The organism is Dehalogenimonas etheniformans (assembly GCF_014672715.2).
Classification (GTDB): Bacteria; Chloroflexota; Dehalococcoidia; order Dehalococcoidales; family Dehalococcoidaceae; genus Dehalogenimonas; species Dehalogenimonas etheniformans.
The window spans coordinates 427,652-453,838 of record NZ_CP058566.2; the positions used below are offsets into that span (position 1 = coordinate 427,652).

Consider the following 26,187-nt stretch of genomic DNA (forward strand, 5'->3'; position numbering starts at 1 on the left):
ACGGGGCGATGGCAACATCGCCCGTTTTGCATCCAAAGCTAAGTTAGTCATATAGTGGTAGTCGAGGTGACGCAATGTCCAAAGCCAAGATACTCGTCGTTGACGATGAACCGAAGATAGTTTCCACCGTCCGAGCCTACCTGGAAAGGGACGGCTACGAGGTGCTGACCGCCGGCAACGGCAAAACCGCCCTCGATGTCTTCAGGCGGGACAAACCCGATCTCATCGTTCTCGACCTGATGCTGCCCGAAATTGACGGCCTCGAGGTGTGCCAGACAGTACGGCGCGCTTCTGACGTCCCCATCATCATGCTCACCGCCCGCCAGGAGGACGCCGACAAACTCGTTGGCCTCGAGATCGGCGCCGACGATTACGTCACCAAGCCCTTCAGCCCTCGGGAACTGGTGGCTCGGGTGAAGGTCATCCTTCGCCGCGCCAAGCCCGGCCCCGCCTCTGCCCCATCCGCCCGGATCGAGGCCGGAGGAATCGTTGTCGACGAAGGCCGATTTGAGGCTACCTGTCACGGCCAGCCCCTCCCACTGACCGCTACCGAATTCAAAATTTTGGCGGCGCTGGTGCGGAACGCCGGATTGGTGCTGTCTCGGGGCAAGCTTCTCGACATTCTGGGGGAAAACTACGAGGGCTACGAGCGCACCATCGACGTTCACGTGAAGAACCTCCGCCGGAAACTGCGCGAGGCCAATATCAAAAGTCCATGTAACATCACCACCGTTCAGGGTGTGGGGTACAAGTTTCAGGAGCCGGAAAATGGCAATTAACAAGATTTTCAATCGTCTATCGGTCAGGCTGATCCTGGGATTCCTCATATCCTCGGTGTTCGGCATGGCCCTGGTCGCCGTGCTGGCCTATAACGCCACCTCCGGTAATTTCCATGACTTTGTCATCACCATGCAGGGCTTGATGAACGGCCAGGGCGGGCAGGGACCCGGCGGTATGATGGGTGGCGGCAACCTGTGGGGTCAGCAGATCACTGTAAATTTCCTGGCGGCCTTCGGACGTACGCTTTGGATAGCAGGCTTGCTGGGCGTCCTTCTGGCCATCGTCATCGGGGGGCTGCTAACCCGCAACATCGTTGCCCCAGTTGGCGAGGTGGCGGTGGCCGCCAAAAAGGTCGCCGGCGGCGACCTGTCGCAGAAAGTGCGCCTGCGAGGTTCAAGTGAACTGGTCGAGTTGGGCGATTCGTTCAACTCGATGACTCATACCCTCCGCCGGGATCGAGAGCTGCGCCAGAACATGGTCGCCGACGTAGCCCACGAACTGCGGACGCCCCTGTCCGTCCTCCGCGCCAACATCGAGGCGATGCAGGACGGGGTGCTGGAGACCAGCCCCGCCAACCTCGAATCCCTCCACCAGGAGACGCTTAACCTCGGGCGGCTGGTTGAAGACCTACGGACGATCACCCTGGCTGAAAGCGGCCAGCTCAAGATCAACCGCCAGGTGACCGACGTTTCGGCGCTGGCTGCGAGGGTGGTCGAGGCGATGAAGACGCAGTTTGATGCCAAGGGCATCGAGCTGGCTCTTGACGTCCCAAAATCTGTCCGTGCTGACATTGATCCGGATCGGATCGAGCAGGTCCTGCGCAACCTTTTTGCCAACGCTCTCCACTATTCTTCGTCCGGGAGCAAAGTCACCGTCCGGCTCGAGCAAAAGGATGATGGCGTCTTAGTATCGGTCATCGATACCGGCATCGGCATCTCCGCTGAAGATCTGCCTCATATCTTTGATCGTTTTTATCGGGTCGACCGTTCCCGCGCCCGGGCTACCGGCGGTTCCGGCTTAGGTCTGGCCATTGTCAAGCAATTGGTCGAGGCCCACGGCGGCAGGGTAAGGGTCGAGAGCGAACCTGGCAAAGGCAGCAAGTTCTCCTTCTCTTTGCCGTGAGCTCTCCCTACCATCGGACCAAACGAGAGGTTGTCTTTCTGAGCGTAGCGAAGAATCTCGGTCTCCCGCCTTATACCTAGTCGCTCCCATTGCTAGAACCGGTGGTTATCTTTAAAATGGGTCGGTGAAAAAGTCCAATTTCTTTCTCGCGCCGCTGGCTGGTGCCATCGCCGTGATCGCTTTTCTGGCCTGGGCCTTCAACCAGCACGGCACCATTGGGCTGTTCCGGGTGAACGGCGTTTTTCAACAATATTTCATCGGGGCCGGCGCGCTCGGACTGGTCATGCTGGGTTTTTCCGGCTTGTACTTTTGGAAAAGATCGAGGCAAAACCCCCGCCTCCCCGCCCCCCTGACAGTCTTCGTCTCGCTGCTCACGCTCTTCTCCATCGCCGTGCCTTCCGCGGCTTTCGTCTACACCGGCGATGTTTTCGCCGCCGGAATTGGCGACACCCCACCCCAGCTACTTATCGCCGACGGCTCCGGTGCGCACGGTATCCCCGACCTGGCGCTGTGCTTCAACACAGCCTCCCCCGCCAAAAACACCCTCGAATGGGGACTTGCCGGTAGTGATCTCACGAGAGTTCAGGAATCCGAGTCCGCAAAGAAACACGTCTTCATGCTGCGGGACCTCGTCCCGGACAGCCGCTACGAATACCGGGTAAACGGTGGCGCCCCGGTATATTTCACCAGCCCGCCTGCCGGCGGTAAAATCCGCTTCGCGGTGGGCAGCGACGCCCATTTCGGGGCCTCTGATGCGTCCAGGCAGGCCAGCGACGGCATGCTGCGCCAGATCGCCGATCCGGCCAACGGCTACGGCATGTTCTTTTTCCTGGGCGACCTTGTCGAATACGGCTTCGCCCATAGCCAGTGGCAGGAAGCCTTCGATTCGATGTCGACGGCGAGCGCGACGGTACCCACTCGCTACCTCCCCGGCAACCACGACACCCTGTTCGCCGGCTTTCAGAATTTCCAAGACTTCTGCTATCCGCCGGGGATGGACCTGCAGTCCGGGTCGCCGCTGTGGTACCGCATCGATGCGGGCAACGTCCACTTCCTGTGCCTCGATCTTGAGTGGAGCGCCGAGAGCTTTACCGCCGCTCAGGAGACCTGGCTCCGGGCGCAGCTCGAGAGCATCCCGTCGAACGATTGGAAGATCGTGATGTGCCACGGTTTCTTCTACGCCTCCGGCTCGGTCGTCGAAGGCTGGCAGTGGTATGACAACCAGGAGACCATCTCCAGGCTGGGGCCATTGTTTGAAGAGTTCAACGTCGACATGGTGTTTTCCGGGCACGACCACCAGCTTGAACTGCTGCAGCACGGCGGAGTGACTTACACCGTCTGCGGCGCCTTCGGGGGAGTGCCTGATGAGCCGCGCACCTACACCTCGCCGGCAAATGTGTGGTATGAAAACGGATCGTACGGGTTTGCCGATGTATCCATCGACGGCAGCGCCTGCACCCTGACCATCAGGGACCCGAATGGGGCGTCGCTCAAGACAATCTCGATCGCCAAACACTAAGACAGGCGGTCGAATCGTTCCAGGTCGGAGGGATATTCCCGCTCCTCCCTGACCCGGATGAGGTGCTCGGCCTTCATAGACGCTGTCCAGGCGATGGCGCTGGCCACACTCGCTAACAACACAATCAACATATTCAACCTCCATCGCCCGGATGATATTATTGTAAACGCAGGCCATGGTTTGGCATATCCGTAAGGCTACGGATTGTCGGGGGAATAGTTCCTTAAAATCCCTGATCATAGCCCTGAATTTTGATTTGTTCATTGTTTATGCCACCCTGCCCACCGCCGCCCTGGGTTCGTATTTGGAAGCGGCTTTGACCACGAGGGCCAATGAAATCAAATAGTCGTCGTGGGAGCGGGAGGGGGCGCAGTAGAAGTTGAGGCTCTGGTTAGGCCGGTAATCTGCCGAGGCGTTCTCCAGTTCCTGCCAGCACTCCTGGCATTCTGTCGAGGCGTCGCGGGAGTAGAGTTGCAGGCGCCCCGCCCCCGCCGCCGCCAGCAGTTCGTAACCCATCTCGCTTTTGGAGTGTGTCGTAAAAACGACTGGAACGACTCGGTGGCCCAAAGATGTTTTCAGCGTGGCGCACAGGGGCGCGCCCAGACCGGTTGCATCGGCGGCGATACGGCGTAATCCCCACGCCCTGGCGATTTCGATGATTTTGGGCAGGAGAATGGTGAAGGGGAGGCCGGTCCACGCATAATGCTGGACGATACGTAGCATTTTCCTCGCCCCTTGTGGGAGAGGAATTAAAGGAGAGGGGGAAGACGCTTCGACTTCGGCGATTGTGAGCACTGTCGAATCGGATGCAGAATTTCCCTCCCCGCCGAAATCCAGCCCCGCCACATAAACCGCTCGCGGCTGGGCGGTCAGTTCCCGCGGGTAGTCGCCGGTCATTTTCATCAGGTAGTCGTCGGAGAAGAAGCCGCCGCCTTTGCCAACCTCGAGCAGTTGATACTGGGTCCTGAAGGTGGGGTGGTTTTCGCCCAATCTGTCGCGTTCGCCCTCGACATAAACCCGGTAGTTGTCGTTGTAGCGTCCCACCTCCTCCCAATCGAATCGAAAATGACGTTTAATGCCATCCGCTCGTTCTAATTCAAGGTTGCGTGATTTGATCGTGTCGAGCAGGTTGCCTTCGCGCCACGGTGTGCCGAAAAGAATGGTGGTTGCGTTCCTCGTTGCCGCCATCGGGCGGAAATCGCGGTCGAACTTATCGATAGAGACGTCCTGGGCTTCATCAATCTCGAGGAGAAGGTGGGCGGTGTTTCCCACGACGTTGGCGTTCTCGTTGGCCGAAAGGAAGATAACCCGCGCCTGGCCGAGCCGGACGATGTGACCGGCCTCGATGACGTAATCACCGCCGAAGCCTATCGAATCCAAACAGGAGCATAGCCTCCGAAGCGAGATCATCGCCTGCGGCTCGAAGGTGGGGGCGCACTTCACGATATTGAGCGGCTGTTCGACGTTATGCACCAGCGCCCAGGTCTCGATCCAGGCCGAAAGTTCGTTCTTGCCGCCCTGGCGGGCGATCTCGACGGAAAAGGTCAGGCCGAGGCCGTCGCGGACCGATGTTGTTACCGCCTTGAGGATTTCGCTCTGGTAAGGACGCAGCGCCTCGATGGTTTCCGGAGGCGCTGTCATTCCTTGATGATCTCCGCCACCCCACCGGCAACCCCGGCCGCCCCGCCGAGAATGCTGATGATCTTTTTGGCTTTTTCAAAGACCGCGTTTTGTCCGGTGTACTTGCGGCGAACCATTATTAGGGACAATTTACCGATAACTTCCGAGAATAACTTGATGTTTTCGGGATCGAGTTCCTCCAACAGCTCGATCTTGGAACGCAAAAGAACGATCTCGGCATCAAGCCCTTCGAGCTGTGCCGCCTCTTCCATCACCTCCTGCCGGGGAGTAGCGGCATACTTGGAATAGAATCCATGGATGCGGGCGTTCTGGTTGCCCGCACGGTTGCCCTCGCGGCGCACGGCGGCGGGAGTTTCGGGGTCCTTGTTTCGGATTTCGGAATTCGAATTTCGGATTTCGGAATTCGAATTCCGGATTTCGGGTTGGGCTGTATTCTGTTGTAGGGAGGCATCTGTAGTACCAGTGTTCTCATTCATGCCGAGAAGTATAGCACAGATGTACTCTGATACTGTCAAGCGTTTCGTGTCGTTTTTGGTGTCATTTTCAAAAAATATATTTACGACAGAAGTTTACATAATGCGCAGACTATCTTCTCCATTTATCTTGAGGGAATAACCTTAAGGTGTTATCATACGCAAAAATCAAGCAAAGAAGGTATCATATGCCTAAGTGTATTGTTCCCGGCTGCAATCAAGAAGGAGTCAATAAATTAGGCGTTCGATGTCGGGTTTGGCATCATGGTCATCCCACAAAGCGGAAGACCACCGCCTTGTGGGCTCCAGATACAGATGCATTCTTGTGCGATTGTCATGCCACTAGTGGTGCCACCATTACGCTCATCTACGAGACTGATGAATCACGTGGCATTAGGACTCAAGTCTTCTCAGCACAAAAAGTTTGTACCCGAAACACACCTATCAACGGTTAATTAATTACCTATCATAATTTTCTTTTGAAACTTGAGAGGTTTCTACCTTGTTGCCGGAATTTTTAAAGAATCAGATTTTATTGGGTGATGTAAAAGATTGGCTTCCTGAATTTCCTGATTCAAGCGTTGATTTGATAATCACGTCGCCACCCTATGCGGACAGCAGGGCTGCAGCTTATGGCGGAGTTTGCCCGGAAAAATACGTTGAGTGGTTTTTACCCATCTCGGCCGAGCTTAAACGTATAATTAAACCAACAGGTTCCTTCGTTCTAAATATAAAAGAACGCATTGAAAATGGGCAACGCCACACGTATGTCATTGAACTCATCTTGGAGATGAAAAAACAGGGATGGCTTTGGACTGAAGAATATATCTGGCATAAGAAAAACTGTTTCCCTGGAAAATGGCCTAATCGATTTAGGGACGCTTGGGAACGCTGTCTTCATTTTACAGTGTCAAAAAAGTTTGAAATGAATCAAGATTCGGTGATGGTGCCCATGGGAAATTGGCGGCACTCAAGACTTAAAGCATTGAGCGCAACAGATCAAGCCAGGGATAATTCCCGGCTTCAAAGTGGTTTTGGCAAAAGAGTTGCCAATTGGGTTGGCAGGGAAAAAGCCTATCCGACGAATGTCCTAAATATGCCCACTGAATGCGGAAATAAGGGCCACAGTGCAACATTTCCCGTCGAACTACCGACTTGGTTTATTAAGCTATTTACTAGTGAAGATGAAGTGGTTTTGGATCCTTTTGTTGGTTCGGGGACTACTGCTATTGCCGCAAAAAACCTTAGTAGGCAATTCGTTGGGATTGATCTTAATGAAGAATATGTTAGGCTAGCTAAGAATAGGCTAGAGTTGCCCGAAGAGCTCACGGTCCCAGTCCCAAAAGGCCCGTTGGTTTAATTCAAGTAATTGAGTTACTCGATGGTTATCACTTTGAAACCAGCTACACCTCCGGGTGAAGTCTGATAGTTTCCAATTGCTCTGACTCGATATGATTCACACTCTTCGGTTAGCCGGGTACCGAGTAAACGGATTGGATCTTGAATTAATATTAGACTAGGACTCAATTCTGGCAATTCCTGGCTTCTAGGAATGTAATATAGCCAATATGATTGGCATTTAACTGATGCAAAACGCCGTTCACTTGCTGTCCAGTAGAAGATCAAAGTCGAATTCACCGAAGATTTCACTTCAATAAACCGCGGTGAAGCATCGGCGTTATACGATCTTATGTCATACGGTGATCTCGCGTTTGTTGCGCTTGCTCTCGTAACAAGCTCAGCCAAGTCGGCATGACCTTCGCCGCCAAGTCTTAATTTTTCAAAACTAATAACATATTCCTCAGCTGCTTTGCTTCGTTTACTCGCCAGAGCCAAAGCGTCATGAAGCTCCTCCTCCGTAACAGCCCAAAACGGTCCCACTATTTCTCTAATAAATTCAATATCGGTTGAAGTTGAAATCACTTCTAAATTTCGGTAACAAGTCAGGTCGAATGCCTGTAAGACCTGTAAGCCAAGAGCTTCAACAGTGTTTATCTGGTTTTTCTTAAGAAGATAGTTGTTATCGTGAATTGATTTCTCAAAACAATCAAGAGCTCCAACAACATGTTCCCGGAGGTCCGGGTGTCCTAGTATTTCAGGAGATAAGAGCTTTAACTGAAGGTTTGTAAATCGGTCAATATTGTTCGTAGAAATGTTTTTCAATCTTCGACCTAATTGAGTCAGTTCGAGGTCGTGATTATTTTGTTCTAACAAACCAATCTCTAGCGAAACATCAATATAGAGATTAGGTTTTGGGATTTGATCGGTCGCGCCAGAATATTGGTAGATTGCACTTGCGATTGTTTGACGATCTCGCGGTGTGTCAGTCATAACATGCAATACGAGATTAAGTTCTCCAAAATGAGACATGCCCAATTCCGCAAGGAGTTCGGCTAGATTGCTCATGTCGGTGGACTATTCTGTAGTTCGGTGGTAAGACTGAGGAAGGCTGAACCTATTTCATCGTTAGTATCCGCAATCTCTGCTTGGTCGTCTTCGTCAAAACCTAATATCGCTGTGCTGTCGTTTAGGAATTGATATAGGGTCTCCTGTCGTTTGGTTAATCGTTGATTAACCGATCTTTCAATCGCGCAATCCAAGTAAGGGATCCAGTATCTAGTGATTGCATTTGGTGGAAGGCCAACGCGATGAATACGATTCATGGATTGCAGGAATTGCCCACAATTGTATGTTCTATCCAGATATATCGCATCGTGGCATTCTCGATGGAGTGAGATCGATTCGGCACAAGCAGCGGGGTTGGCAAGTAAAAGCATTCTATTCGGATCGTTCAAGAATTCAGATATATTCTTTTCTCTGCTAATTTCTTCCTTGTCATCCCAATCTTCTTGGAAAGGTTTGATATCGCCGTACACAACGAGTGGACTATAACCAGAAAAAAGATTAACAAGTAATTGAAGATTCTCGACCCACCAGGTCCAAATAACAACTTTTTTACCTTCTGCAATAATTTCTTTTGCTTTCTCGACAGTCCAACTAATTTTCCCTGAGAGAAGCTCTCCACGTGCGAATTTTTCAATCTCAGACGAAAGATCTCCCGTTTCAAAATCACATAAATCATTACCTAGCCAACTAAGCGTCGTTGTAAGCAAACCTGGGTTTGAAGCTGCTTGTAATAACCGGATAATTCTAGCTTTACGCCACCTCATGACGAGTTCCTGATTTGATCTGACTTCTTCCATTTTTCGAATTTCAGATTTTAGTCGGGCTTCAAGAAGGCGCAGTATTCTTGTTTGATTTTGTGGAACTTTTTCAGAACTGATTTTGACGAAGTGACTCTGGGGCGCAGGAAGTTGAAGTTCTGCTTGAGTAGTCCGATGAAAGAAGGGTTGGAGCCTTCTTCCCAAAGCTCCGGGAGAGTCATGTCCTTGTTCTATACGCGTTTGAAATGTCACCCTCGTACCGAGCAACTCATTGACCTGTGTCGGCCATAGGAATGCGAATTGATTCCAAAGGTCAAGCAAAGAATGTGGAGCAGGAGTTCCAGTAAGAATCATGCGCCGTTTGGCCAATGGGGCAAGTTTGGTTGCCATCTCAGCCCGCGCACCACCATCGAAATTTTTAATATAATGAGACTCATCCAACACAACTAACGTTGGATATGTTTTTAGTAGATTTGATAACATTTCAACGTCTCGAATCGCGGTCTCGTATGTACACAAAATTATCTCCGTTCTACCGAAAAGAGATACTAGCCGCGTCCGATGCAAAGCTGATCCGGACCACCGCAAAACTTCAGTGTGATTGAGCCAACGATGAATCTCGTCTTCCCATGGTTTCCGGCTGCTCGTAGGTCCGATTACTATCATCTTGACTATCACGCCTTGGTGTTGCCAAACACGGAATGCCGCTAGCGTAATAAGTGTTTTGCCAGCCCCCTGTACGGAAAACTCCGCCATATTCTGCACAAATATAGTTTTTTTCAATCCTCTAGATTGATGTGGTAGTAACGCAACTCCTTTCAATAGGCCAGGTATCTGTTCAGGCAATTCTAATTGGTCTGGACATTCTGGAGCGGTGATACTTTTTATTATCTGGCGCTCGTGATGCTTACTTTGAGCAATTGTCTCAAGTGTTGAGCTCAATGTGTAAGGGATATTCGCTGCATCGAATGACTCAGTTAAAAACGTAATCGCCTCTATGATATCTGGAGAAGTGTCGATTGTTATCGAAGAAGTATCCTGGTCGATAATCATGAAGGCCATGAGGGCTTCACGGAAGCTTGAATCAGTTATAAGGGTCGGCTTTGAGCTGATATCTAGACGAATCCTAGACGCCCCGACTTCATTGAGGAAAACGGTCATTTATTTATCCTTTAAGTCGAGATAAAGCCTCAGCCGCAAGTTTTGAACAATTTTGGATGCTTTGTATTATGGCTGTTTTTTTATCAGCAGGTATTTGCAGCTTTAAAATCAAATTACCTAAGCTTTCCAAGTTGGTTTCTGCAGTTTGAGCAAGAACCAACGGTGTTCGTTGGGCTTTTTTGGACTCAACATCTGCGCGGAAACGATCTGCCAATTCTTCCGCAGCATCTTCAGTTTCATGTGTTGGTGGGGTTGTTAATGCGTCAACATTTGGAGCTGCAGAGAGTAATAAATTTATGGCGGTTGGAGTGCCATTGACACCTTTTTTTCCACTTCCGATTGCATTTCGAATTGCACGGAGAAGGCGGTAATCAGCGGCTTTATTGGATATCAAGCTAAAAACAATTCGTTTGAGGCGGCTCTGGTCTGCCAATGGCATCCCAATCTTTCTCGCCGCGTCAAAAATGCCTGGAATTTCAGTGAAAATCTCAGTTAACTTATCTGCTCGCCACAATTCTCCAGGATAGCCGGTGAATTCCAGCCATTGAAGCATGGCACTATATGTGAGTAATTCGGTTCGAATATTCTCTGGTTTCGTTCCCCAATCAACCGCAACTCCTTTAATCGCGGCGTCTTCGGTGGATCCCGCCTTTGCTTCCAAAAGTTCCACACCTTGCTTAATCTTTGCAAGCCTGTTAACCGCTTTATAATCACGCGTGAGACGGGTAGCTCCGATTTGGGCAGACATTTCAAGGCGCCAGCGATCGACGGCGTCCATATTACCAGGGACTATGAAGCCTTCGAACCTTTGGAATTTCGGTTCACTTTGTTCTCCGAAAAGTGTGATTAATGCCGCCAAACGGCGGTTGCCACCCATCACACCACCATTTTCAAGGACGACTCCAGGTCGCTCCTGGCCTCTAACCCGTAAATCTTCGACTAATTGAAGAAAATATTCTCTATCTTCGAAAGTATTGGCTCCTGTCTTTTTGTCGATCCAATTGCCATTCAGCATATTCAGAATTTCGTTTTTCCAACGAGGTTGTTTTGGATCAATATTTTCCCCAGGATAGGCGGATTGTAATAAAAGGAAGTTTGTGTGGTAACGACCATTTTCGATATTGAAATGCAAAGATTCGATAGGTATTCGGAAACATTTTCTAAGATTTTGTCTTCCAGAATAAGAAAGATTCTCACTAACGCCTGTCCAATCGGATTGTTCACATAGGGTGCTTAAAGGTCCGGATTTTGGAATTTGAGGTAGTTCTTCCATTTTTCACCTCCGGTTAATTTTGGAAACTGCGTTTCACCAATTGCAAAACTTTACCACAATTGTGCAAATGCTTCTATGGGAAAATCTACATTTAAAAATTAAATTCAGAGTTTGAATAAAAGTGCCGATGTCGGAAAAAGGCGGAGTTTGGTTAATCAATGAGAACTAAGTAGGTAAGGGCAGGCTATTTCCTTGCTCTAAGGTAATCTTAGTAAATATTTATCGGAAAAACGACACGAAACGCTTGACATCCTCCTGAACAGCCGTGCTATAATACCCGCATGACTGAAAATAGAACAAATGTACAAACAAATAACCCGCCAGAAATCCTTGGCGCGGGACACGGGAAACGCGGCGCACCGAAAGGGAATCTGAACGCTCGGCACCACGGACTCCGTTCGCCCCGCATCATCGAAGCCCAGCGCAGGATATTGAGGGAAGAGACGGATTACGGCCGGATTGACCGGGAGATCCTATTGGCCGTTTTCCAAACCGTCATGGTCAATTCCACTGGGGCCACCACCCGAGTTGTTCTGCGTCTGCAAGCCCGCCTCGCCCGTTTGATGCGCATCAAGTACGGCGTTCACCTCGATGACCTGGAAGCCCTTGAGAACGCCGCCAGGCGGGTAGCCGTGGACTTGCCGTTGACCAAAGAACTGGCCGCCAAACTCGCTGCGGCATCCAAGGAACCTCCGGCCGTTCTGACAACTGATGACTGTTAACTGTACTATGAATTGTTTGAAATGAATGAATTGATCGAATTGTCCGCGCCAAACGACGCAATCGTGGGAAAAACCATTTTCAATCGTGTCGTTTCGGCAAATCATGAAAAAAGCGCCCAAACAAAAAAGGCTCAGCCTTTTTTCCCTACGCGAAGGCGAAGGGATACTTTTTCAGGAAAAAAAGCGAGCGGCTCACAGGAGCCGCTCGCTTTCAAAACCCTGTTGAGAGGGTTAGATGAACAGGGGGACGAGGACCAGGGTGATGGTGGACAGGAGCTTAATCAGGACGTGCAGGGAAGGTCCGGCGGTGTCCTTCAGGGGATCGCCGACGGTGTCGCCGACGACAGCAGCGGCATGAGCGAAGGTGCGCTTGCCCTGGACGACGCCCTTGTCATCCTTGAGCTGTCCGTCTTCGATGTATTTTTTAGCATTGTCCCAGGCGCCGCCGGCGTTGTTCATGAAGGCGGCCATCATGATGCCGCCGATGGTGCCGACCATCAGCATAGCGCCGACAGCCTGGGCGGCGTCATATTCCGGGATGAGGTTGAAACCGACACCCAGGGCCAGCGGGACGATCACCGGCAAAACGCCGGGCTTGATCATGCCGCGGAGGCCGGCGCGGGCGGTGATATCGACAGCGCGGGCGTAGTCCGGCTTGGCTTCCCAGGTCATGATCTTGGGATTCTCGCGGAACTGTCGGCGGACTTCCTCGATGATCTTCTGGGCTGCGGCGCCGACAGCCTGGATAGCCCAGGCGCTGAACAGGAAGACCAGCATGACGGCGATCAGGCCGCCGACGAAGACCTCGGGGCGGGCCAGGTTGATAGCTTCAAAAGGCGTGCCGCGCAGGAACGAGACCTGGTCCATGTAAGCCTGGAACAGGAGGAAGGCGGCAAGACCGGCGGAGACCAGGGCGTAGCCCTTGGTCAGGGCCTTGGTAGTGTTGCCGACGGCGTCGAGGCGGTCGGTGATTTTCCGGACCTGGGGTCCGGCGCCGGCCATCTCGTTGATGCCGTTGGCGTTATCGGTGATGGGGCCGAAGGTATCCATGGCCAGGACGTAGGGGCAGGTCATCAGCATGCCCATGGTGGCGACAGCAGTGCCGAAGGCGCCGGCGCCTTCAACTCCGGAAGCCTTGCCGAAGGCATAGGCGACCAGCAGGGCGATGCCGATGACGGCGGTGGTGGGGAAGGCGGTCTCGAAACCGATGCCGATACCGCCGACGATGTTGGTGGCGGAACCGGTGCGGGAGGCCTGGGCCAGGTCTTTAACCGGCTTATACTTGGTATCGGTGTAGTACTGGGTGATGTAGAGGATGGCGACCGAGGCGCCGATGCCGACGAGGCCAGCGGCGGCCAGCCAGGCGTTGCCCAGCATGATGGATACGGTGATGACCATACCGACGGCGGACAGGATGATGGACACCCAGTAGCCGCGGTTCAAAGCGGCCATGGGGTCTTCTTCTTCCTTGGCCTTGACGATAAGCAGGCCGATCATGCTGGCGACCAGGCCGAAGGCGCGGACGACCAGCGGGAAGATGATCCAGGCGACGTCCTGGGTGATGGCGTAGACGGTGGCGCCCAGGATCATGGCGCCGATGTTTTCAGCGGCGGTGGACTCGAAGAGGTCGGCACCGCGGCCGGCGCAGTCACCGACGTTGTCGCCGACCAGGTCAGCGATGACGGCGGCATTGCGGGCGTCGTCTTCAGGAATGCCGGCTTCAACCTTGCCGACGAGGTCGGCGCCCATGTCAGCGGCCTTGGTATAGATACCGCCGCCAAGTTGGGCGAAGAGGGCGACGAACGATGCGCCGAAGCCGAAGCCGACGATCAAATGGGGGGCGATTTCCGGGGTGTCGGCACCGCCGAAGGCGAAGAAGATGGCGGTAACGCCGATGAGCGACAGGGTGGTGATGAGGAAGCCGGAAACGGCGCCGCCGCGCATGGCGACGTCGATGGCTTCACGCCAGCTCCTCTGGGCGGCCGCGGCGCAGCGGACGTTGGATTTGACGGCGATGTACATGCCGGCAAAGCCGGAGATGCCGGAGGCGATGGCGCCGGCCAGGAAGGCGACGCCGGTGCGCCACATGATGCCGAATTGTCCGACATTACCGGGGGTGGTGTCGCCGGACAGGAGGCCGACAACGACCCCGACGACTACGGCAGTGATGACCGCCAGCATAGCGATGGTGCGGTACTGGCGGTTGAGGAACGCCCAGGCGCCCTCGAAAATCATGTCCCCAACTTCTTTCATCTTGGGGGTTCCGGTGTCCTTGGCCAGGACGTAACGGGCCAGGTAGATAATGAACAGCACGGTTACTAGGCAGATCACGGGTACGATCCAGAAGATACCAGGCATTACTCCTCCTTCTTATTTCCCTAAACTAAACAAACTCGGATAATATAGCACTTTTGCTAAAGGCGGGCAAACTGGGATTGAACCCACGTTCAACGAATTTTGTGAGTGAAATGAAGGAAGGCGCTTAGCGCCGGCGACCCCGCTTGAAGAGTCGCCCGAACTGGCGCAGCCAAAAGGGGAGGGGCCTGACGGCCGTGCGGTCGAGGATGGCTTTTTCGGCCTCGCCGGGGCGGTGATCGGCGCCCCTGGCGACCACCGGCAGGCCGAAACCCTTGAGGCCCCATAATACCTGGACGCCAAGCTTGGCGGGTGGAGTCTCGCCTTCTTCGATAAGATAATACAGCTCTACTCGGGACTTGTCCGGGAGGAAGGTGTGGAAGGCGCCCTTGTCCGGCAGGCTGCCGAACCTCCGGAGGGTGGCCAGGGGTGGGGTGTCAGCCAGGCCGATGTGGTTGATGAGGGAGGCCGGATCGACTTTGAGTTTCTGTGGCGACCGTTTCAGCCGGTAAACGGCGTTCTTGACATAACAGAAGTCATAAAGGGTGTCGCTGTCGATAGTTACCAGGCGGAGCTCTGGTTGAGGCGTGGATAAGCCCGATACGGCGACGGAAAGGTAGGAGGAGGACAATCCCAGGGGCGTGTCGAGCGTTTTCTCGACCGAAGACCAGACACCGGCCGGAAGGATGATGCCGCATAGCGCGCCATCGACATTCAGCGCCCAGTAGAGGACCCGTTTGGCCGACGATGGCGAAAGCGGCCCGCCCCAGAGGAGAAGATAAGTATCGGCTGCGCGTTTCATCACGTTATTTTAGTTGGCAAAAGACACCCACGTCAAAGCGGTTTTCGGTGCAGGGTTTGACGACGAGGGACTCTTCATTCAGAATGACGGCGTGGGTTATCTCAGAGTCATCGCCGGCGAATGCAAAGGCCGGCCGATAAAAGTGCCTGACCGAAAAGCCACCCGCCCGGCGACGGAACTGGTGCGCGGGGCTATCTTTTCGATGCTGGCCTCGCTGACCGAGGACTGGGATGAAGTACTTGATATGTTCTCGGGGTCGGGATCGCTGGGCATCGAGGCGCTGTCGCGGGGGGCGGGGCACGTCGATTTCGTCGAACAGGAACGGGTCTGCTGCGACATCATCAGGGACAACCTGGAAAAGTGCGGCTTGTCCGGCCGCGCCCGGGTTAACTGCTTGCCCGTCGAACGGTCGCTCTCGATGTTGGACAAAGAGTACGACATCATCCTGATGGACCCGCCTTACCGGCGCGAGGACATCGGTGAGTTTTTGGGTAAGCTTGCCGCCACCCGGCTCGTGGGAATGAAAACCTGGCTGGTGATAACCCATTCACCGAGGGTGCCGCTGGAAGAAAAGTATGGTCAGTTGGCGCTGAAGAAGGAACGCCGCCACGGCGACAGCATCATCTCAATTTATCGCAAGGAGATTTCGGAATGAAGATAGCTTTATACCCCGGCTCGTTCGACCCGTTCACCTACGGGCATATCGACATCGTCCGCCGCACTTCGAAGCTATTCGACAAGGTCATCGTCGGTGTCTTTGACACGCCGGAAAAGAAGCTCATGTTCACCACCGAAGAGAGGGTGAAGCTGGGCCGCGAGGCCGTCAAGGACCTGCCCAACGTCGAGGTCAAGGCGTTCTCGGGACTCATGGTTGAGTTTGCTCGACGCGAGGGCGTGACCACTGTCGTCCGGGGCTTGCGCGTCAACAACGATTTCGAATTCGAATTCGACATGGCGATGATCAACCGCAAGCTGGCGCCCGAGATCGAACTCGTTTGCCTGCTGGCCAGCCCGGAATACCAGTTCCTATCGTCGAGCATGCTGAAAGAGGTGGCGCGCCTGGGCGGGGATTTCGCCGACCTGGTGCCGCCGTTCGTCGCCAGAGCCGTCCTGGCAAAAGTGGGATGCTGAAGGTTTACCGGATTTAAATTATTCGTTATAATGGTATAAAAGGATATAGTACTTTAGGAGGACAAACGATACATGGCTTTCAAGATCACCGATGAGTGCATTAGCTGCGGCGCGTGCGAGCCGGAGTGCCCTAACGCGGCTATCTCTGAGGGAGATAATATCTATATCATCGATCCGGCCAAATGTACCGAATGTGTCGGATCCTTTGCGACCAAACAATGCGCTGAGATTTGTCCTGTCGATTGCTGCGTCGCCGATGAAGCTCACGTGGAATCACGGGAAGCCTTGCTGGCCAAATGGCGCAAATTACATCCTGGCAAAGAACCAAAGGTCTAACGAGCCCGCTGATCCGTTAATTTAAAGGGCGACCTAAATGGGGTCGCCCTTTTGTTGGACTAACCTTCGACTCTGTTGTTAATATGCCGCGCGAAGGTATGTTATAATATTCGCCTGCACGGGGCTGTAGCTCAGCTGGGAGAGCATTGCGTTCGCATCGCAAGGGTCAGGGGTTCGAATCCCCTCAGCTCCACCATTGAAGACTATTCCACACTCAAAATGTGAAGTATTTCTTGAGCTAAACTGTTAGGAAAAGGGGCAGACGAATTTTCGTCTGCCCCTTTTGTTTTTGCTGGAATTCGATAGGACGATATCGAGTCCTTGCATTCGGCCCTTACAAGTAACAAAAGCAGATGTTAGTATATTGGCTAACAGTAAGAGATAGCTCCGGCTAAAATAGAAACGGTGGTCTCCCAAACACCGAATCTAAATAGGAGGAGCTATCAAAATGCAGAATACCGCTGCCAGGAAAGTTCGGCAAGTCCCTGAGGGTTACCTCGTGATCGGAATCGACCCCCATAAAAGCAAACATGCTGCAGTCGCCATTACACAAGACTTCACCATTCGTGACAAGTTCAAGTTTGAAAATGCAATGGAAGGGTTTGAATTGTTACTACGCCGTGTCAGGACTGAAATGGTTCGGGCAGATTGCCGCGGCGTAATGTTCGCGATCGAAACAGGTGGCCATTACTGGCGGAATATCGCCTATTACCTCGATGCGAAAGGTATTCCATTTCGTTTCATCAATCAATACACATTGAAGCGAAGGCGCGAAGGGAAGGATTTGAACCACAGGAAGAATGATTACCGGGACAGCGAGGTTGCAGCTCAACTCCTGTGCACCGGTGAGTTCGTCGAAAGCGGTCTCCCCCAAGGCGTATATGCAGACCTACGTTCCTCTCATAACGCTTATCGGCGGTTGGTCAAGGAGCGGACCAGGATAACAAACCTCATAAAGGGTCTTCTGGACGGAGTGTTTCCGGAATTCGTTCATGTCTTCAAAGATCCATGTGCGGTTACGGCGCAAGGCGTTTTGTCGTGTTGTCTTACACCATGGGACGTTGCTGGCATGGACATTGAGAATTTCATTGCCAAAGTAGAAGCCAATTACCATGGACACCGGTTAATGCGTAGAAAGCTGGCGGACCTTCATGAAGCAGCGAAGATGACCATAGGCATTTCATCCGGGGCTCGATCAGTGGTCTCCGAGATGGGCTTTCTAGTGGAAAAGCTCGAATTAATTAAAAAACACATCAAAGAAATAGACCAAACACTAACCAGACTCGTTGACCAAACCGAAGAGGGTAAATATCTGCTGTCGATCACCGGCCTCAGTTACATCGCCGTTGCTGGCCTAATCGCGGAACTGGGCTGCTTCAAGGCATATCGGACCGCAAAACAGATGATAAAGATGGCGGGTAGCAATCCAACTGAGTCAGAATCAGCTGGAAAGAAGAGCGCCCATACTCCGATGAGCAAGCAGGGGCGCCCGGTCTTACGATACTGCGCTTGGACTTCTGTTATCCCGATGCTACGTTTCAATGCCGATTTTCGTGAGTGGGCGAAAAAGAGAAGGGAACGACCGATCCACGAAAATCCGCTGTGCGGTAGGGAAATCGTCGGTGCTGCTTTAAACAAGCTCTTACGTTTAGCTTTTTCGATGGTGAAAAACCAGACGTTTTACGGGTCACCTCAATTGGTGTCGGTGGCCAGCTAGGAGGATTATTCCTTAACATCAGGTGGGCAGGGAGACACCGGTGTCAGATTTTGGGAGCTTATATCAAGCTAACCCGTGTACACAACATGGTGCCCCTGCCCTCCTGGCCAACCCCGCATGAGGTATGATGGGCCTTCGCTTTTGCGGACGAGCCCGTATCTAAAAGCTAAGTTGGGAGCCAGGAAACCAGAGGCTGGGATCTGCCCACCGGTGTGGAAATAACAAAAAACCTAAAAGGAGCTATTGACCTTATCGAATATAGTATGTTGTACATTCACCCTTGATATCTGCAGTAAACTTGTGTCCTCCCAACAAAAAACTAAAGAACCGCTGGCTAACAAAGTTATTCGTCTAAGTTCTGAGGATACCTATCTGCGGTCATCGGGGATATCAGGAACTCGTTGTTGCGGCTGGATTTGGCTTGTTGATAGTTTGCTCAACCTTACGCAGTGGACTATGATGTAATCATTCGTAATAGTTGCCCCACCTATTGCTTGGTTTCTATCTATGCAAAGGAGACGTGATGGTTGAGCACAGAAAGTTCTCCCCCAACCCCGATTCTTCAAAGGATATTCAATCCGCAGCCACCTACGCTCGAAGTCTCATCGAAGCCAGCCTTGACCCCCTGGTCACCATCTCAGCCACCGGTAAAATCACCGACGTCAACGAAGCTACAATCAAAGCCACCGGTGTAGCTCGGGAAAAACTTATCGGCGCCGATTTCTCCAATTACTTCACTGAACCGGAGAAAGCTCGGGAGGGTTACAAGCAGGTCTTTGCCAAGGGGTCGGTGACCGATTATCCGCTCACTATCCGTAACAAGGACGGCAGGCTAATCGATGTCCTCTATAATGCCTCCGTTTATAAGGACGTTGGCGGTAAGGTCCTGGGCGTGTTCGCCGCCGCCCGTGACGTCACTGACTCCAAAGCCGTTAACCGCAACTTCATAGAGACCAAGAACTTCCTGGATAACATCCTGCAAAGCTCAACTAAATATTCCATTATCGGGAAAGATCTGGACCACCGGATTCTGTCCTGGAATGAAGGTGCCCAGCGGAACTACGGCTATTCAGCGGAAGAAATCATCGGCCGGGATTCGAGTATTCTGCATACCCCGGAGGATATCGCCTCGGGGGCGGTCGATCGATTGCTGTCGGAAGCCTATGAAAACGGCCTAGCTGAAGGGGAATTCCAGCGCGTCAGGAAAGACGGGACGCGTTTCATGGCCAGCGTCGTCGTCACCCGGCGTAACGATGCCTTTGGCCATCCGATTGGTTACCTACTGATGAGCAACGATATCTCGGAGAAGAAACGTGCAGAAGAACAACTGAGGCAGGCTTCTCACTACGCCAGGAGCCTGATCGAGTCATCGCTTGATCCGCTGGTAACCATTTCTCCCGACGGCAAGATCACCGACGTAAATGAAGCGACCATAAAAGTCACCGGCATCCCCAGGGAGAAGCTGATCGGCACCGACTTCTCTAATTACTTTACTGAGCCGCAGAAAGCCCGGGAAGGTTACCTGCAGGTTTTTGCCAAAGGTTTCGTCACTGACTATCCCCTCACCATCCGCCATCGCGGAGGACAGCTGACCGACGTGCTGTACAACGCTTCCGTTTATAAAGACAGCGCCGGTAAAGTCATCGGCATCTTCGCCGCCGCCCGGGACGTCACCGCCCAGAAACAGGCGTCCCAATACGCCCGCAGCCTGATTGAAGCTTCGCTGGATCCCCTAGTGACCATCTCGCCTGAAGGCAAGATCACCGACGTCAATGAGGCAACCATCAAGGTCACCGGCGTCAGCCGAGAGCAACTGATTGGCACAGATTTCTCCAACTATTTCACCGAGCCGCAAAAAGCCCGGGAAGGTTACCAGCAGGTATTTGCCCTCGGATCGGTAACGGACTATCCTCTTACCATTCGCAATTCCAACGGGACGCTTACCGATGTTCTTTATAATGCCTCAGTCTACAAGGACATTTCAGGAAAGGTATTGGGTGTCTTTGCTGCAGCTCGCGATATCACCGCTCAGCGCCAGGCCGAAGCCCAGGTTGCGGAGCAGCGCACCAAGGAACTGGAAAGGCTCGCCGAGCTTGAACGGTTCCAGCGTCTCACCGTTGGCCGTGAACTCAAGATGATCGAGCTTAAAAAAGAGATTGAGGAACTCAAACGACAACGATAGTGTCTCACCAATCGGAAGTTTTCCCCGACCCTAGGAATAGACTGACCGCCGATTCGGACAACGTCCGTCTCGAGGACACCCAGCGGGCAGTGTTGAACATCTTGGAGGATTTCGACGCTGAGAAGGAGCAGATGCATGATACTTCAAAGGCGCTGCTCAACATCCTGGAAGACCTGAACGTATCGAACGAAGAACTTCAACAATCCCGTGATGTCCTCGAAGAACGGGTAATCGAGCGCACCGCTGAGCTGACACGCGAAAAAAACATTTCCGACACCACCATTGAAAGCCTCCCGGGAGTTTTCTATCTCTTCGACACCCAGGGCAAATTCCTCAAGTGGAATAAAAACTGGGAACTGGTCACTGGGGTCACCGCTGAGGAAATGCCATCAAAAACCGTCCTTGAATTTTTTGAGGGTGAAGACAGGACGCTCATTGAACAAAGGATCGGTGAAGTCTTTGAAAAAGGACAATCTACGGCTGAAGCTAATTTTGTTTCCCGGGATGGCCGCAGGACCCCTTATTATTTTACTGGCAGACTGGTCGTGCTCGATGGCAAAGAGTGCCTGATCGGTGTCGGCATGGATATCTCCGAACGGAAATTGGCGGAAGAGGCCATCAAGAGCCGGACCGAAGAGCTGGCCCGCTCCAACGCTGAGCTGGAGCAGTTCGCCTATATCGCCTCCCACGACCTCCAGGAACCGCTCCGCATGGTTTCAAGTTACGTGCAACTCTTGGGTAAACGATACCAGGGCAAACTTGATGCTGACGCCGACGAGTTCATCCACTATGCCGCCGACGGGGCTAACCGGATGCAACGCCTGATCAATGACCTCCTGGCTTATTCCCGGGTTGGTACCAGGGGTGGCACTTTTGAACCAACCCCTCTCGAAAGCATTCTGAATCAGGCCCTGGACAACCTCAAGATGCTGGTCTCCGATAGCGGCGTCATCATCACCCATGACGCTCTGCCGATGGTATACGGCGATGCCGGCCAACTGTCGCAAGTTTTCCAAAACCTGATCGACAACGCCATCAAGTTCCGTGGTGATGATGTTCCAAGGGTCCACATTTCGGCAGAAATCCGCGGCAACGAATGTGTCTGTTCGGTCCAGGATAACGGTATCGGCATCGCTCCCGAGTACCGAGAGAGGATCTTCTTAATATTCCAACGGCTGCACACCAGGTCCAAATACCCCGGTACTGGCATCGGTTTAGCTATCTGCAAACGTATCGTTGAGCGTCACGGCGGCCGCATCTGGGTGGAATCTGCTCCTGAAGGTGGCTCGGTCTTCCATTTCACCTTGCCCATCTCGCCTAAGAAAGGATAAGAAAAAGATGGATGCTGACGTTTTAAAGCCTGTTGATATTTTGCTCGTCGAAGACAATCCTGGTGACGCTCGTTTGACTCGGGAGGCGCTCAAAGACAGCAAGATCCGGAACAACCTTTGGGTTGTCGAAGATGGTGTGGAAGCAATGGATTTTGTGAGACGCACGGGTAAGCACACCGAAGCGCCTCGGCCAGACCTTATCCTGTTGGATTTGAATCTACCGCGCAAAAGCGGGCGTGAAGTTTTGGCTGAGATTAAGGCGGATGAGGATCTGAAGTCGATCCCGGTGGTCGTCTTGACCATCTCCAAAGCCGACGAGGACATCTGCCGGGCTTACAAGTTGCACGCTAATTGCTATGTCACCAAACCCCTGGACTTCAACCAGTTCCTCACCATTACTAAATCGATTGAAGATTTTTGGCTGACCATCGTCAGGTTGCCACCAAAAACGGGCTGTTAAAAGTCGCCGTCAGATGTTAATTGACAATGAAAGAGTCTGTTGCATGAAAGTGTTTCTTCTTGAAGACAATCCGGGTGACGTTCGCCTGATAAAAGAATATTTCAAAGACATGCCTGGAATATCTCTGGGAGGCACGGCAGAACTTTTGGATAAAGCGATCAACTTCCTTAACGAAAATGAAACGGAAGTAGCCCTGATAGATCTGAATGTGCCGGACAGCCCTGGCTTGGAAACGCTTAAAACATTGCGTGCGAAATTCCCAGATCTGCCCATTGTGGTACTTACGTCTAACTCAGATGAAGAGCTTGGATCCCGGGCGATTCATTTTGGTGCCCAGGACTATCTTGTGAAAGGCCAAGTGGAATCTGGTTTGTTACGCCGCGTTTTGTTTTATGCAGTTGAGCGGAAGAAATCGGAAGAAGCCATCAACGCCGCCGTGAGGGAATGGCAATCCACATTCGATTCGATCACTGATATCATAATTCTGCTTGACCGGAACCATCGTATCATCCGGGCTAACAAGGCTTTCACCGATACGTTCAAACTGAAGCATGACGCTGCGGTGGGCAGGCATTGTTATGAAATTGTCCATAACGCTCTCGAACCGCCTGTGTTCTGTCCCCATTCACGGACGTTAAGTACCTGCCAGGCGGCACGCGAGGAATTTTTCGAACCCAATTTGGGCATATATATCGAGGCAACCACCCTGCCAACATTCGATCAATTAGGAAATTGTACCGGCAGTGTCCATATCGTCAAAGACATAAATGAGCGCAAACAAGCCGAGCAATCGCTTCAGAATCTTAACGTTGAACTAGAAAATCGAGTCAAAGCTCGGACCAGCGAATTGGAGACAGCTTATCACCAATTGCAAGAGCAATTAGAACTCAGATCTAAAGCGGAAGATTCTTTACGCTCTCTATCGAATCGATTACTCAAGATACAAGAAGAAGAGCGGCGAACGATGGCCAAAGAGCTCCATGATGAGGTTGGTCAAAGCCTTACGGTTTTGAAATTGTTATTGGGTCGAATCGAACGCATGTCACCGGCTGATACAAAGCTCTTGGTCAAAGAGGCTTCAGATGATGTCACTGGATTGATTAGTCAGGTCAGAAATATGTCCCTCTCTTTACGGCCTAGTTCCCTTGATGAGCTAGGGTTGGCACCTACTCTGGAGGCGCTTTTTAAGCAATTACATAATCAGGCTAGATTGGAAGTTCATTTCGATGATGGGGAGATCGGAGTGCTTCACCAAAACACCAGGATTACAGCTTACCGCATTATTCAAGAAGCCTTAACCAATATTATGCGTCATTCAGGGACAAACGAAGCCTGGGTAAGCCTTCATAGATCTGATAACCGTCTTCAATTTAGTGTTAAAGACAGGGGACGTGGCATTGACCTTATGGAAATCGAAGCAACAAAATCTACCGGCCTTTCGGCGATGAAGGAAAGAGCCGGGCTTGTTAATGGATCCTTTGAAATTGAGTCAATGCTTGGGTTGGGGACAACCATTCAGGTGTCCCTCCCTTGTGGACTTACATGACCATATGTTGCTGCACTCAATATTTAATTTGGATTACCATAATTAGAATAATTATCTGGAAAAGGCAAGTACTAAGTCGGAATTGGGTGTGGTGGTATAAACTGGAGTTAAAAAAAGGGAGCCAGTCTGATTCACTGGCTCCCTTCAGGGTTCCCGCAACGCGTTAAGCTTCGCTATTTCCTAGGTTTTTTTACTCACATCAAAGTTGAACGCGGGCAATTCAAGATCCCACCAATCAGTAGCTTTTGCGTTGAAAACGCCTGTAGTGGGATTTTCAGTCGAACTTATCTTTGCTCCATACCCAAAGGCGTTGTCCATAGTCCTAAAGAAACTATTAAAGATGGGAGTAGAAGAACTCGTCGCTTTAACTAGTTGGTGAACAACGGAATATTCGACCTTGGTAAAAACACAGGAAGCCTGGCAGGTTATGCAGTTCGGAGCCAGTGTACTGAAGGCACGACATTTAGGAATATCATTCTTATATTGCCTATGGCCAGGGCAATTGTACGCTGCAGTTTCCCAACTCGGATCTTTGTCGTACGTCAGTGCACCGCTGGGACAGACCTCGGCGCATTTTGCACAGTCATGACAGAACCGGAAAATTCCTGCATCGATCGGAGATGTCGGTGCAATCGGAAGATCGGTCAGTGCCTCGTTGGAATGCATGGGCATACCATATTCAGGTGAGATCACCTGACCGGAATCTCGGCTACCCTCACCGACCCCGTTCAAGGCGTTAAAAGCAGGCTGCGGCGCCATATGATTTTTGCCACCCCACATGCATTGGTAACCTAATTGAACAAGGAATCGCTGTGTTGAATTGCCAATATTATCGCTAAGATTATCAGCATAACTCTTGCCCGCATTAGCGATCTTCGATGGCGCAGCGCGTGTAGTCCCTAAAGGATATCGTACTGACCAAGTGAACATAGATAGATCGGCTTTACTTGGAATAACATAAGCGCCGCTCGATTTCATATAACCCTTGTCTGTGTCTTCAAAAGTCAGTTCTTTGAACACCAACTTCTTAGAGTTGCTGTCAAGCGGTGCGTACCCCAACATGAAGGTACCGTACAACTTCATCGCGGATCGAAGCATCCTGGCATTCTCCTCTGGAGTACCCTCCCATTTGGGAATGCCTAAGGTCGTAGGCGTGGTAGCTTTTGAGTCCAGCACCCATGGTTTAGCTTGGGAACCACCGGCGCTATCGTCTAAAGCCCAGTCTCGAGCCGAGTATCCGGGTTTGTTTGCTGCCAACCATTCAGCCTTTAAGGCCTTAGCTTGAGCTTGAACATCTGCATAATTGGGATTGTATCTGGCAGGGTTTGAGTTGTTATTGTCCTTATTGCTCCAAGGTTGGATCAAGGACCAATCAACCTCCAAGGTTGTCTTTTCGACTTCTTTGATCCACCATGGACGCTGTATTCCAGCTTGAGGAGACGCGATCAATTCATCAAGATCATGAAAAACCGGAGCTACCAACGCTGCCCCACCTAACCCAGCTCCAGCCAGGCCAAGTGTTTTCATAAACTGTCTGCGACTTAATGTGCTGTGAAACGTAGACATTTCTTCTCTTTCATGATCTATATTGGGTCTTTCCCCTCGCCATCCGGTCTTTCTCCCGGATGCCATAAGAACATTGGCCCTCCCAAACATCTTAAACCAGGCGTCGATAGCCTAGTTATATTAATATTATAAATCCTATTATTAAAATGTCAATACGCCATCATACGTATTTAGTGTTAGCATATGTTAACGAATAAGTTTCAAAAGATAACCTCACCCATCAATAATAACGATCTCAATTAACGAAGTTGGGAATCGGGCGAGGATGGGTATTCCTCAACAATCCTGACTTTTATGATCATCGATGCCGTTCATGATGCTTCTGTTATATAAAAGGTATTGACTTCAGAACCCCGCAGATCTAATATCGGCTTCGCAAGACTCGGTCAAGGATTAGAACTAGGGGATTAAAAGAAACGATCCTATTGCACGACAAAGAATGGTCTGCCGTTGACGGTGAGGTATGTAAAGTCATCGAATTCAGCCCATTAGTTACGAGCATCAATGAAAGCAACCAAGTTCAAAATGGTTCGAAGTCGCTACCCTACGCTGTTATCACGATCGAATGCAAAAAACTGGACAGCATAACAAGAGGATACATCACTCATAAAATAGACTTTGGGAACCTCTGGGTTGCTTTTAACGAACGCTATTTGGATGCCAATGAAGAAATAATAGTCGTGTGGTCCAAAAACAACTATAAACGAGGTGTGAAGCTACTTTCAGGTTTTATGCCTAAGCTTTGGGTGATGATTTGCCCAAAAGGTGCATACGAACTCATGAGTGACTCGAATTATAAGCCAGAGTTATCGGGATTAGCGCGATGGAACGCGATGAAACCGATCATCGATTGGAAACCAGGAGTCTTTAAATAATTGGCTGCCAATAGTGAGGGAAATAAGTCGA

General features: G+C 51.6%; 23 protein-coding genes and 1 tRNA gene. 15 read left to right on the forward strand and 9 right to left on the reverse strand.

From position 1 onward, the window contains the following. Positions 1 to 74: 74 nt before the first annotated feature. The 3 genes from HX448_RS02225 (at position 75) to HX448_RS02235 (ending at position 3,421) form a co-directional block, all read left to right on the forward strand. Positions 75 to 779, forward strand: coding sequence for a response regulator transcription factor (locus HX448_RS02225; RefSeq protein WP_102331846.1), 705 nt, complete (start codon positions 75 to 77; stop codon positions 777 to 779). Then, positions 769 to 1,902 carry a sensor histidine kinase gene (locus HX448_RS02230; RefSeq protein ID WP_102331845.1) on the forward strand — a complete coding sequence of 378 codons (1,134 nt, stop codon included), beginning with the start codon at positions 769 to 771 and terminating at the stop codon, positions 1,900 to 1,902. Before HX448_RS02225 ends, HX448_RS02230 begins: the two co-directional genes overlap by 11 nt. A 124-nt stretch (positions 1,903 to 2,026) precedes the next feature. Next, positions 2,027 to 3,421: a metallophosphoesterase family protein gene (locus HX448_RS02235; RefSeq protein ID WP_102331844.1), complete on the forward strand. Its 1,395-nt coding sequence runs from the start codon at positions 2,027 to 2,029 to the stop codon at positions 3,419 to 3,421. Here the strand turns inward: HX448_RS02235 and HX448_RS10565 are convergent. The 3 genes from HX448_RS10565 to HX448_RS02245 form a co-directional block, all read right to left on the reverse strand. Then, positions 3,418 to 3,552, reverse strand: a complete 135-nt coding sequence (locus HX448_RS10565; RefSeq protein ID WP_264294070.1) for a hypothetical protein — start codon at positions 3,550 to 3,552, stop codon at positions 3,418 to 3,420. The two genes, HX448_RS02235 and HX448_RS10565, sit on opposite strands and share 4 nt — an antisense overlap. Before the next feature lie 136 nt (positions 3,553 to 3,688). Beyond that, positions 3,689 to 5,062, reverse strand: a complete 1,374-nt coding sequence (locus tag HX448_RS02240) for a phage terminase large subunit family protein (RefSeq protein ID WP_102331843.1) — start codon at positions 5,060 to 5,062, stop codon at positions 3,689 to 3,691. Continuing rightward, positions 5,059 to 5,538 (reverse strand): hypothetical protein, encoded by a 480-nt coding sequence (locus tag HX448_RS02245; protein ID WP_102331842.1) that lies wholly within the window; start codon positions 5,536 to 5,538, stop codon positions 5,059 to 5,061. The genes HX448_RS02240 and HX448_RS02245 overlap by 4 nt, the downstream gene beginning before the upstream one ends. Positions 5,539 to 6,040: 502 nt before the next feature. Here HX448_RS02245 and HX448_RS02250 point away from each other — a divergent pair. After that, complete coding sequence (locus HX448_RS02250; protein WP_226846811.1) at positions 6,041 to 6,895, forward strand: DNA-methyltransferase; 855 nt, start codon at positions 6,041 to 6,043, stop codon at positions 6,893 to 6,895. 14 nt (positions 6,896 to 6,909) lie between these two features. Here the strand turns inward: HX448_RS02250 and HX448_RS02255 are convergent, their stop codons facing one another. The 3 genes from HX448_RS02255 to HX448_RS02265 are packed head-to-tail and all read right to left on the reverse strand — an operon-like array spanning position 6,910 to position 11,133. Continuing rightward, on the reverse strand, positions 6,910 to 7,941 hold the full coding sequence (locus HX448_RS02255; protein WP_102331840.1) for a protein NO VEIN domain-containing protein: 1,032 nt from the start codon (positions 7,939 to 7,941) through the stop codon (positions 6,910 to 6,912). Further along, positions 7,938 to 9,860: a DEAD/DEAH box helicase gene (locus tag HX448_RS02260; RefSeq protein ID WP_102331839.1), complete on the reverse strand. Its 1,923-nt coding sequence runs from the start codon at positions 9,858 to 9,860 to the stop codon at positions 7,938 to 7,940. The genes HX448_RS02255 and HX448_RS02260 overlap by 4 nt, the downstream gene beginning before the upstream one ends. Before the next feature lie 4 nt (positions 9,861 to 9,864). Continuing rightward, a complete protein-coding gene (locus HX448_RS02265) occupies positions 9,865 to 11,133 on the reverse strand; it encodes a hypothetical protein (protein WP_162485888.1) in 1,269 nt (422 codons plus the stop codon). Between the two features lie 281 nt (positions 11,134 to 11,414). On the opposite strand from HX448_RS02265, the gene HX448_RS02270 reads away from it, so the two are divergent. After that, a complete protein-coding gene (locus HX448_RS02270; protein ID WP_102331836.1) occupies positions 11,415 to 11,855 on the forward strand; it encodes a hypothetical protein in 441 nt (146 codons plus the stop codon). 231 nt (positions 11,856 to 12,086) lie between these two features. On the opposite strand, the gene HX448_RS02275 is transcribed toward HX448_RS02270, so the two are convergent. Then, positions 12,087 to 14,213 carry a sodium-translocating pyrophosphatase gene (locus HX448_RS02275; RefSeq protein ID WP_102331835.1) on the reverse strand — a complete coding sequence of 709 codons (2,127 nt, stop codon included), beginning with the start codon at positions 14,211 to 14,213 and terminating at the stop codon, positions 12,087 to 12,089. 124 nt (positions 14,214 to 14,337) lie between these two features. Beyond that, on the reverse strand, positions 14,338 to 15,012 hold the full coding sequence (locus tag HX448_RS02280) for a hypothetical protein (RefSeq protein WP_102331834.1): 675 nt from the start codon (positions 15,010 to 15,012) through the stop codon (positions 14,338 to 14,340). Between the two features lie 13 nt (positions 15,013 to 15,025). On the opposite strand from HX448_RS02280, the gene rsmD reads away from it, so the two are divergent. From rsmD to HX448_RS02325, 9 genes are all read left to right on the forward strand, one after another. Continuing rightward, complete coding sequence (gene rsmD / locus HX448_RS02285) at positions 15,026 to 15,667, forward strand: 16S rRNA (guanine(966)-N(2))-methyltransferase RsmD (protein WP_226846812.1); 642 nt, start codon at positions 15,026 to 15,028, stop codon at positions 15,665 to 15,667. Further along, positions 15,664 to 16,143 (forward strand): pantetheine-phosphate adenylyltransferase, encoded by a 480-nt coding sequence (gene coaD, locus HX448_RS02290; protein WP_102331833.1) that lies wholly within the window; start codon positions 15,664 to 15,666, stop codon positions 16,141 to 16,143. The genes rsmD and coaD overlap by 4 nt, the downstream gene beginning before the upstream one ends. Before the next feature lie 72 nt (positions 16,144 to 16,215). Next, entirely contained in the window at positions 16,216 to 16,479 is a 264-nt protein-coding gene (locus HX448_RS02295; protein WP_102331832.1) for a YfhL family 4Fe-4S dicluster ferredoxin, read from the forward strand. A 120-nt stretch (positions 16,480 to 16,599) separates the two neighbouring features. Further along, positions 16,600 to 16,675: transfer RNA gene (locus tag HX448_RS02300), tRNA-Ala, on the forward strand. A gap of 252 nt (positions 16,676 to 16,927) precedes the next feature. Next, complete coding sequence (locus HX448_RS02305) at positions 16,928 to 18,196, forward strand: IS110 family RNA-guided transposase (protein WP_190259856.1); 1,269 nt, start codon at positions 16,928 to 16,930, stop codon at positions 18,194 to 18,196. Between the two features lie 523 nt (positions 18,197 to 18,719). Then, complete coding sequence (locus HX448_RS02310; protein WP_104201625.1) at positions 18,720 to 20,378, forward strand: PAS domain-containing protein; 1,659 nt, start codon at positions 18,720 to 18,722, stop codon at positions 20,376 to 20,378. Continuing rightward, a complete protein-coding gene (locus HX448_RS02315) occupies positions 20,378 to 21,709 on the forward strand; it encodes a sensor histidine kinase (protein WP_190259895.1) in 1,332 nt (443 codons plus the stop codon). Before HX448_RS02310 ends, HX448_RS02315 begins: the two co-directional genes overlap by 1 nt. 7 nt (positions 21,710 to 21,716) lie before the next feature. Then, entirely contained in the window at positions 21,717 to 22,169 is a 453-nt protein-coding gene (locus tag HX448_RS02320; protein WP_102330567.1) for a response regulator, read from the forward strand. A gap of 43 nt (positions 22,170 to 22,212) precedes the next feature. Further along, positions 22,213 to 23,715, forward strand: a complete 1,503-nt coding sequence (locus tag HX448_RS02325; protein ID WP_162485957.1) for a response regulator — start codon at positions 22,213 to 22,215, stop codon at positions 23,713 to 23,715. Between the two features lie 180 nt (positions 23,716 to 23,895). Here HX448_RS02325 and HX448_RS02330 read toward each other — a convergent pair whose 3' ends face one another. Beyond that, positions 23,896 to 25,371, reverse strand: a complete 1,476-nt coding sequence (locus HX448_RS02330; protein WP_102330569.1) for a reductive dehalogenase — start codon at positions 25,369 to 25,371, stop codon at positions 23,896 to 23,898. Between the two features lie 335 nt (positions 25,372 to 25,706). On the opposite strand from HX448_RS02330, the gene HX448_RS02335 reads away from it, so the two are divergent. Further along, positions 25,707 to 26,156 (forward strand): hypothetical protein, encoded by a 450-nt coding sequence (locus HX448_RS02335; RefSeq protein WP_102330570.1) that lies wholly within the window; start codon positions 25,707 to 25,709, stop codon positions 26,154 to 26,156. Positions 26,157 to 26,187: the final 31 nt, after the last annotated feature.